Below are 7273 nucleotides of genomic sequence, written 5' to 3'. Positions count from 1 at the left end.
ACCGCCCGCCCCTCCAGCCCGCCCACAAAGGCAATCCGGCGCGCCCCCGCCGCCACCAGATGCTCCGCCGCCAACTCCCCGCCGCGCCGATAATCCGGCGCGGCAAACGGGAAGGGCTGGCCCATGGCCTCCACCTTGCGCAGCACCTGCAGCACCGGCACCCCCGCCGCCTTCAACGGCCCGAACGTCGCCTCCTCCTGCCCATAGGCCGGAGAGATCACCACCGCCGTCACCCCATGCTCGATCATCGAGGCGACAACCTGCGCCTGCAACGCCGGGTCCTCATCCGTGTTGGAAATCACCGTGGCATAGCCCCGCGCCGCCAAAGCCATCTGCAAAGACGTGGCAAACTCCGCAAAGAACGGGTTGCGCAGGTCATTGATCACCAACCCGATCAGCCCGATCTTGGAAGACCGCAGGTTCGCCGCGTTCCGGTTGTACACATAGCCCAGCCGGGCCATCACCGCCCGCACCGCCTCACGCGTTTGCGGCCGGACCGAGGGGCTTTCCTGCAAGACCAGACTGACGGTGGACTTGGAAACCCCCGCCTCCCGGGCCACGTCGATGATGGTCGGCCTGCGCATCGCTCAGCCCATATCCAGATCAAACACCAGAATGCCCTCGATCCCGCCCTGCGCATGCGCAACCAGTTGCCCGCCGAAGGCCTTGTGCTCGGGGTCGTCGGCATAGGCCTGCAACGCCGCCCATGACGCGAAGTCGATGGTGAACCCGTGCAGATAGCCCCGCTCGATCTTCTCCGGGCTCTCGCTTCGCCCTGCGGCAAACGAAAACCCCAGCCGCGCCGCCAGCTTCGGCAGCGCGCCGAAGATCCCGGCAATCGCCGCCTCGCTCACCTCCGCCCGAAACCGCACCAAAACAATATGCCGGATCATGCCGCCCCCTTGATCATATCCGCCGCCTTCTCCGCAATCATGATGGTCGCCGCATTGGTATTGGAACTGACCACTGTCGGCATGACCGAGGCATCCACCACCCGCAGCCCGTCAATCCCATTAAACCGCAGTTGCGTATCCACCACCGCCTCCGCATCACTTCCCATCCGACAGGTCCCCGCCGGGTGATGATCCGTCTTGGCATGGGCGCAGGCGTAGTTGAAGTAATCCTCTTCCGTCCGCACCTCCGGCCCCGGCAGTCGTTCCGCCAGCACATAGGGCTTCAAAGCGTCCTGAGACATGATCTCCCGCGCCAGCTTCAACCCGCGAATAGACATCTCCCGGTCATAAGGGTCCGCCCAGTAATTCGGATCAATCAACGGCGCGACGGAGGGGTCCGCACTGGCAAGCCTAACCGTCCCCCGCGACCGTGGCCGCAGATAGGCCGAGTTCAACGTCACCCCGCCCTGCGGCATCGCCGCAACCCCAGACTCTATCCCCGACCCTAACCCCAGATGCAGCTGAATATCCGGGCTGCGGGCATTCGGGTCCGCATACCAAAACCCCCCCGTCTCAAACAAGCTCGACGCCACCGGCCCCCGCCGTGTCAGCAAATACTGCAACCCCGCGAGCGCCGACAAATGCGGCTTCGAAAATCGGTCATAGGTATGCGGCCCCGTACACTCCGCAATCACAAACAAATCCACGTGGTCCTGCAAATTCGACCCAACCCCCGGCGCATCAAACACCACCGGAATCCCCAAACTCCGCAAATGATCCGCCGGCCCAATCCCCGACAGCTGCAACAGCCGAGGCGACCCGATCGCCCCCGAGGACAGAATAACCTCCCCCCCGCGCACAACCCCCTCACCGGCCAGTTCCACCCCAACCGCCCGACCACCCTCCACCACAATCCGCCGAACCTGACACCCCGTCCGCACCGTCAGGTTCGCCCGCTTCTCAGCCTCCCGCAGATACGCCACCGCCGTCGAGGACCGCCGGTAATTCTTCTGCGTCAGTTGGTAATACCCAACCCCATCCTGCACCTCCCCCGTCATATCCATATTCCGGGGAATCCCCATCTGCCCGGCGGCGGCAAAATAGGCCTCACAAATGGGCAGCGGCGCCCGCGGCTGGCTCACCCCCAACGGCCCGCCCTTGCCATGATAGCGGTTGTCATAGGTGTCATTATCCTCGGCCTTGCGGAAATACGGCAGCACATCCTCGTACCCCCAGCCGCCACAGCCCATCTGCCGCCACTCGTCATAATCCAGCGCATTCCCCCGCGTATAAATCTGCGCGTTGATCGAAGACCCGCCGCCAATCACCTTCGCCTGCGTATAGCGGATCACCATATCCTTCATGTGCCGCTGGGGGACACTGTACCACCCCCACGACCCAATCCCCTTGGTCATCTTCGCAAAGCCCGCCGGCACATGGTAAAACGGATGCCGATCCCGCCCCCCCGCCTCCAGCAGCAACACCCGCGCAGCGCCCTCGGTCAACCGAGCCGCCAGCACCGCCCCCGCCGACCCACCGCCGATGATGATGTAATCATACTCCAAGGCCGGCCTCCAAAATATGCTGCCCCGCCCGCAGCGCCAGCGCCGCAATCGTCAGGCTGGGATTGACCGCAGCCGAGGTCGGCAGGACCGAGGCATCCACCACATACAGATTGTCCAGATCATGCGCCTTCAGGTTCACATCCACGACGCTCGCCGCCGGATCAACCCCCATCCGCGCCGTGCCGCACTGATGGCTGGGCGACTTGCGCTCAAACGTCTTTGACACCACCACCGGCCACCCCGCCCTGCGCAACGCAGACTTCAGCTTCTCGTTCAGATACTGGTGCGCGCCAAAATTGCTCCGCTCCCAATGCAGCACGATCTTGCCATCCTTCACCATCACCCGACTTTCCGGCTTCGGCAGGTCCTCACTCATCGTCATCAAATGCATCGAGTAATCCGCGACATACTTGGCCAGCCACAAAGGCCACCCCGTCTCCGCCGCCAGAATATCCCCCGTCACCCGCCCCAGCATCTGCACATTGCCCAAGGGCCGATTGTCCGGCCCCCCTTCCAGATACCAGTCATTGAACTGGATGGTCTTCTCATAAACGCTCGTGTTCTTCCGAAACGGACTGAACGCCAACACGGCCGAGATGTTATGGTTCATGAAATTCCGCCCGACCTGATCGGACGAATTCCCCAACCCCTTCGGATGATCCGCGTTGGCCGAGGTCAACAGCATCGCCGAAGACTTCACCGCCCCCATACACAGGCAAATCACCGGAGCCGAAACCTTCTCGGCCACCCCATCCCGCACATATTCCACCGCCGTCACCCTGCGGCCTTCGGCGTGCAGCCTCACCACCTCCGAATTGCGCTGCAAGGTCACGTTCGGCCACTTCAAAGCCTCCGCCAGCCCGCAAGTCTCGGCATCCATCTTCCCCCCGCGCGTATTCGGAAACCCGTCAAAGGTCTGCGGCCCGCCCGCCAGCCACTTCTCAATATCCACCCCCAACGGCACCGGCCCCACCTGCAACCCCTGCGCCCGCAGCCTGTCCCTCAAATCCGCCACCACAGGCTCGTCGGGGACCGGAGGGTACGGATAAGGCTCCGAATGCGGCGGCTCGGTCGCATCGTACCCCAAAGCCCCCCGCACGTTGTAAAGCTTCTCCGCCTTCCCGTACCACGGCTCCATCACGCCGTAGTCAATCGGCCAGCCCGGCGTCTTGCCTTCCACATGCTGCAGCGGAGCAAAATCCTCCGCCCGATAGCGCAGCAGCACCGCCCCGTAAAACTTCGTATTCCCGCCCGGATAATAGTAATTCCCCGGGCTGAACTCCTTGCCCTGCTGATCCACCCACGTCTCGTCGTTCTTGAAATACCCGCCGAAAATCGCCGCCCCCGACCGCGCCTGCGGGCTGTCGGCCAACCAATCCCCCCGCTCCAGAATCAGGATCCGCTTCCCCGACGGCGCCAGCGAGGCCGCCAAACTGGCCCCTCCCATCCCCGACCCGATGATGATGATATCCGGCTCAGCCATCCTGCTTCCTTTTCATCCAGGCAAAAATATCCCACGGGGGCGCGGGGGTGTGAAACCCCCGCTTGCGCGGCCCGCAGGACCAGTCTCGCCATTTCCACACCCCGGTCCAGTCCCAACTTCAATCGGGCATTTAGACCGTTCCATCCTGCACCAGATCAATATTGGAACGGTCCAATCCTGACAATCCCCTTTCACGCAAACCTGACAACCGCCCCCTTGCACCCGCGCTCCGCATGCGGGACATTCAGTGCATGGCATTCATCACCCTTTCCGCCCCGCGCCTGACGCGCGTCGTGCCGCTCATCGTCGCGGTGGCCCTGCTGATGGAGAATATCGACTCCTCGGTCCTCTCCACCTCGCTGCCCGCGATGTCGGTCGATCTGGCCACCGATCCCATCCACCTCAAGCTGGTGCTGACCTCCTATCTGCTGGCACTGGCGGTCTTCATCCCGGCCTCGGGCTGGGCAGCGGACCGGTTTGGCGCGAAAACCATCTTTCGCTGGGCCATCGTGGTCTTCACCTTGGGCTCCATCGCCTGCGGCCTCAGCCAAAACCTGTGGGAGCTGGTTTTGGCCCGCACCCTGCAAGGCATCGGCGGCTCGATGATGGTGCCGGTCGGTCGTCTGATCGTGCTGCGCACCGTCCCGCGCGATGGCCTTGTCGGCGCGCTGGCCTGGCTGACGGTCCCCGCCCTTCTCGGCCCGGTCATGGGCCCGCCGCTCGGCGGCTACATCACCACCTACTGGCACTGGCGCTGGATCTTCTGGATCAACATTCCCCTCGCCGTTCTGGGCGTCATCCTCGCCACCCTGATGATCCCCAACATCCGCGAAGAGGTCGTCGCCCGCTTTGACGGCAAGGGTTTTCTGCTCGCCGGACCCGGTCTGGCGGCCTTCCTGACCGGCGCCACCTTGGCCGGGCTGAACCTCGCGCCGCTCTGGCTGGTGGTTCTGCTGATCGGCGGCGGGCTGGCGCTGACCGCTGCCTTCGTCCGCCATGCCCTGCGGGTCACGGACCCGCTGGTCGACCTGCGGCTTCTGAACCTGCCCACCTTCCGCATCTCCGTCATCGCCGGCACCCTGTTCCGCGTCGGCGTCGGCGCCCTGCCCTTCCTCTTGCCGCTGATGTTCCAGCTGGGCTTCGGCCTCTCGGCCTTTCAGTCCGGCTCGCTGACCTTCGTCTCAGGCATGGGCGCCATGATGATGAAATTCGCCGCCCAACCCCTGCTGCGCCGCTTCGGCTTCCGCGGCGTCCTGATGGGCAACGCGCTGGTCTCCTCGGTCCTGCTGGCCGGGCCCGCGCTGTTCACCCCCGCCACGCCCGTGATCATCATGCTGGCCGTCCTGCTGGCCGGCGGCCTCTCCCGCTCGCTGCAATTCACCGCTGTCAACGCCATCGCCTATGCCGAGGTGTCCGCCCCCCGCCTCTCCTCGGCCACCTCCTTCACCGCCGTCCTGCAGCAACTCTCCGGCTCGATCGGCATCACCATCGCCGCCATGGGGCTTGAAGCGACCGGCGCCCTGCGCGGCACCTCCCCCACCGACATCGGCAACTTCCCCTACATCTTCGGCATCATCACCGTGCTGTCGATCAGTTCCGCCCTCGTCTTCGCCCGCCTGACCCCCACCGCAGGCTCCAGCCTGGTGCAACATAAGGCCGCAACCGCAGCCGCCCGTTGACACCCGCCCCCCGCAGCGGTCAACTGTCCGAAAACCCGAGGGCATTTCATGGAAATCACCGTTGCATTCGATCGCCCGGACGAGGGCCCCAAATCCGGCCCCGTCACCGTCGGCTGGTTCCTCACCTCCGACAAAGCTGCCGTCCTCTTCGATGCGCCCGAGCGGCTGATCTTCCGCCAGACCAACAAGACCCATGCCAAATCCGCCAGCCGCTGCCCGGCGGTGATCCAGATGGAAAGCCGCTACTTCGTCATCAAATGCCCCTATGACATGCACATCGGCTTTGGCCGCGACGACAAGGGCAAACCCCACCTGATCAACCGCCAAGGCACCGCCTCCGCCGTCCGCGCCAACAAACTCAACGAACTGCTGACCCTGGTCAACGAAACCGAGTGGCGCTACCCCGACCGTCCCACCGTCCAGCTTGCCCTTCCCTACTGCTTCATCGCCGATGAGCTGGTCTATGTCTCCCAGATCGGCACCTTCGCGCACTACCGCCCCAATCCCCTGCCCGGCACCATCTTCGGCGGCCGCTTCCCGCTGAACGCCTGGCCGCGCCCGCTGATGTGGGCCTTCGAATGGCATGAACCGGAAAAAGACATCATCCTGCGCCGGGGCGAGCCGCTGTTCTACTGCCAGTTCGAAGCCGAAGGCCCCGAGCGTCCCTTCCAGGTGGTCGAGGCCGAGCGGACCCCCGAACTGACCAAATACATGGACCAGATCAGCGGCGTGGTGAACTACGTCAACCAGACCTTCGCCCTCTTCAAACAGGCCGAGACGCTGCGCCCCGCCAAACTGCTGACCCCCAAAGCCCGCGAATGAAAAGCTTTCTCGAAATCTACAGCCTCGCCACCGGCACCGCGCGCACAATCCTGACCCACGACTCGGTGATCGAGGCGCCCAATTGGGACCCGTCCGGCCAAACCCTGCTGATCAACGGCGGCGGCAAGCTTTACCGCGTGCCGCTCGATGCGCCGCGCCTGATCCCGGTGCCGACCGGCGCCGCCGAAAAGCTGAACAACGACCATGGCATTTCGCCCGATGGCCGCAACATCATCATCTCCAACCACCGCGGCCGCGGCTCGGAAATCTTCCTGCTGCCTGCCGAAGGGGGAGAGCCGACGCTCCTCTCCACCGACTCGCCCAGTTGGTGGCACGGTTGGTCGCCCGATGGCAAAACCATCACCTACGTCGCCGCACGCGGTGAAAAGAAGGTGATCGACGTCTACACCATGCGCCTCGACGGCTCCCCCGAAACGCGCCTGACGATGGGCGAAGGCCATTGCGACGGCCCCGATTTTTCTGCCGATGGCAGCCGCATCTACTACAACTGCGACCGCGACGGCCATGCCCAGATCTGGGTGATGAACACCGATGGCTCCGCCCAGCGCAAACTCTTTGCCGACGATCACGTCAACTGGTTCCCCCACCCCGCGCCCGATGGGCGGACAGTGGTCTACCTCGCCTACCCGCCCGGCACCACCGGCCACCCCGCCAACCTGCCCGTGGCCCTTGTCCTGATGGACCCCGAAGGCGGCAACCGCCGCCGCATCCTGGAATTCACCGGCGGACAAGGCACGATCAACGTGCCAAGCTGGTCGCCAGATGGCAGCCAATTCGCCTACGTCCGCTATCAACCCGACCTTTAGGAGG

General features: G+C 64.4%; 7 protein-coding genes. 3 read left to right on the top strand and 4 right to left on the bottom strand.

The annotated features are described in order from the left end of the window. The 4 genes from AC1Y2B_RS06930 to AC1Y2B_RS06915 form a co-directional block, all read right to left on the bottom strand. On the bottom strand, nt 1–584 hold a 584-nt coding region (locus AC1Y2B_RS06930; protein ID WP_482252335.1), incomplete at its 3' end, for a LacI family DNA-binding transcriptional regulator. A 3-nt stretch (nt 585–587) separates the two neighbouring features. Beyond that, a complete protein-coding gene (locus AC1Y2B_RS06925) occupies nt 588–893 on the bottom strand; it encodes a Dabb family protein (RefSeq protein WP_482252334.1) in 306 nt (101 codons plus the stop codon). Beyond that, entirely contained in the window at nt 890–2458 is a 1569-nt protein-coding gene (locus tag AC1Y2B_RS06920) for a GMC family oxidoreductase (protein WP_482252333.1), read from the bottom strand. The genes AC1Y2B_RS06925 and AC1Y2B_RS06920 overlap by 4 nt, the downstream gene beginning before the upstream one ends. Then, a complete protein-coding gene (locus tag AC1Y2B_RS06915) occupies nt 2448–3941 on the bottom strand; it encodes an FAD-dependent oxidoreductase (RefSeq protein ID WP_482252332.1) in 1494 nt (497 codons plus the stop codon). The genes AC1Y2B_RS06920 and AC1Y2B_RS06915 overlap by 11 nt, the downstream gene beginning before the upstream one ends. A gap of 251 nt (nt 3942–4192) precedes the next feature. Between AC1Y2B_RS06915 and AC1Y2B_RS06910 the strand changes: the two genes are divergently transcribed. Genes AC1Y2B_RS06910 through AC1Y2B_RS06900 form a run of 3 tightly spaced genes read left to right on the top strand, consistent with a single transcriptional unit; the run spans nt 4193 to nt 7269 of the window. Further along, nucleotides 4193–5620, top strand: a complete 1428-nt coding sequence (locus AC1Y2B_RS06910) for an MFS transporter (protein WP_482252331.1) — start codon at nt 4193–4195, stop codon at nt 5618–5620. 48 nt (nt 5621–5668) lie between these two features. Next, a complete protein-coding gene (locus AC1Y2B_RS06905; RefSeq protein ID WP_482252330.1) occupies nt 5669–6442 on the top strand; it encodes a hypothetical protein in 774 nt (257 codons plus the stop codon). Continuing rightward, nucleotides 6439–7269 carry a TolB family protein gene (locus tag AC1Y2B_RS06900; RefSeq protein WP_482252329.1) on the top strand — a complete coding sequence of 277 codons (831 nt, stop codon included), beginning with the start codon at nt 6439–6441 and terminating at the stop codon, nt 7267–7269. The genes AC1Y2B_RS06905 and AC1Y2B_RS06900 overlap by 4 nt, the downstream gene beginning before the upstream one ends. Nucleotides 7270–7273: the final 4 nt, after the last annotated feature.

It is taken from the genome of Stagnihabitans sp., assembly GCF_964946895.1.
Note: the sequence above shows the minus strand (reverse complement) of the source record. Positions and strands in the feature narration are given on the sequence as shown.

Coding starts and splice junctions, on each gene's coding strand:
- AC1Y2B_RS06900 (WP_482252329.1), top strand. CDS start 6,439: ATGAAAAGCTTTCTCGAAATCTACAGCCTCGCCACCGGCACCGCGCGC.
- AC1Y2B_RS06905 (WP_482252330.1), top strand. CDS start 5,669: ATGGAAATCACCGTTGCATTCGATCGCCCGGACGAGGGCCCCAAATCC.
- AC1Y2B_RS06910 (WP_482252331.1), top strand. CDS start 4,193: ATGGCATTCATCACCCTTTCCGCCCCGCGCCTGACGCGCGTCGTGCCG.
- AC1Y2B_RS06925 (WP_482252334.1), bottom strand. CDS start 893: ATGATCCGGCATATTGTTTTGGTGCGGTTTCGGGCGGAGGTGAGCGAG.
- AC1Y2B_RS06915 (WP_482252332.1), bottom strand. CDS start 3,941: ATGGCTGAGCCGGATATCATCATCATCGGGTCGGGGATGGGAGGGGCC.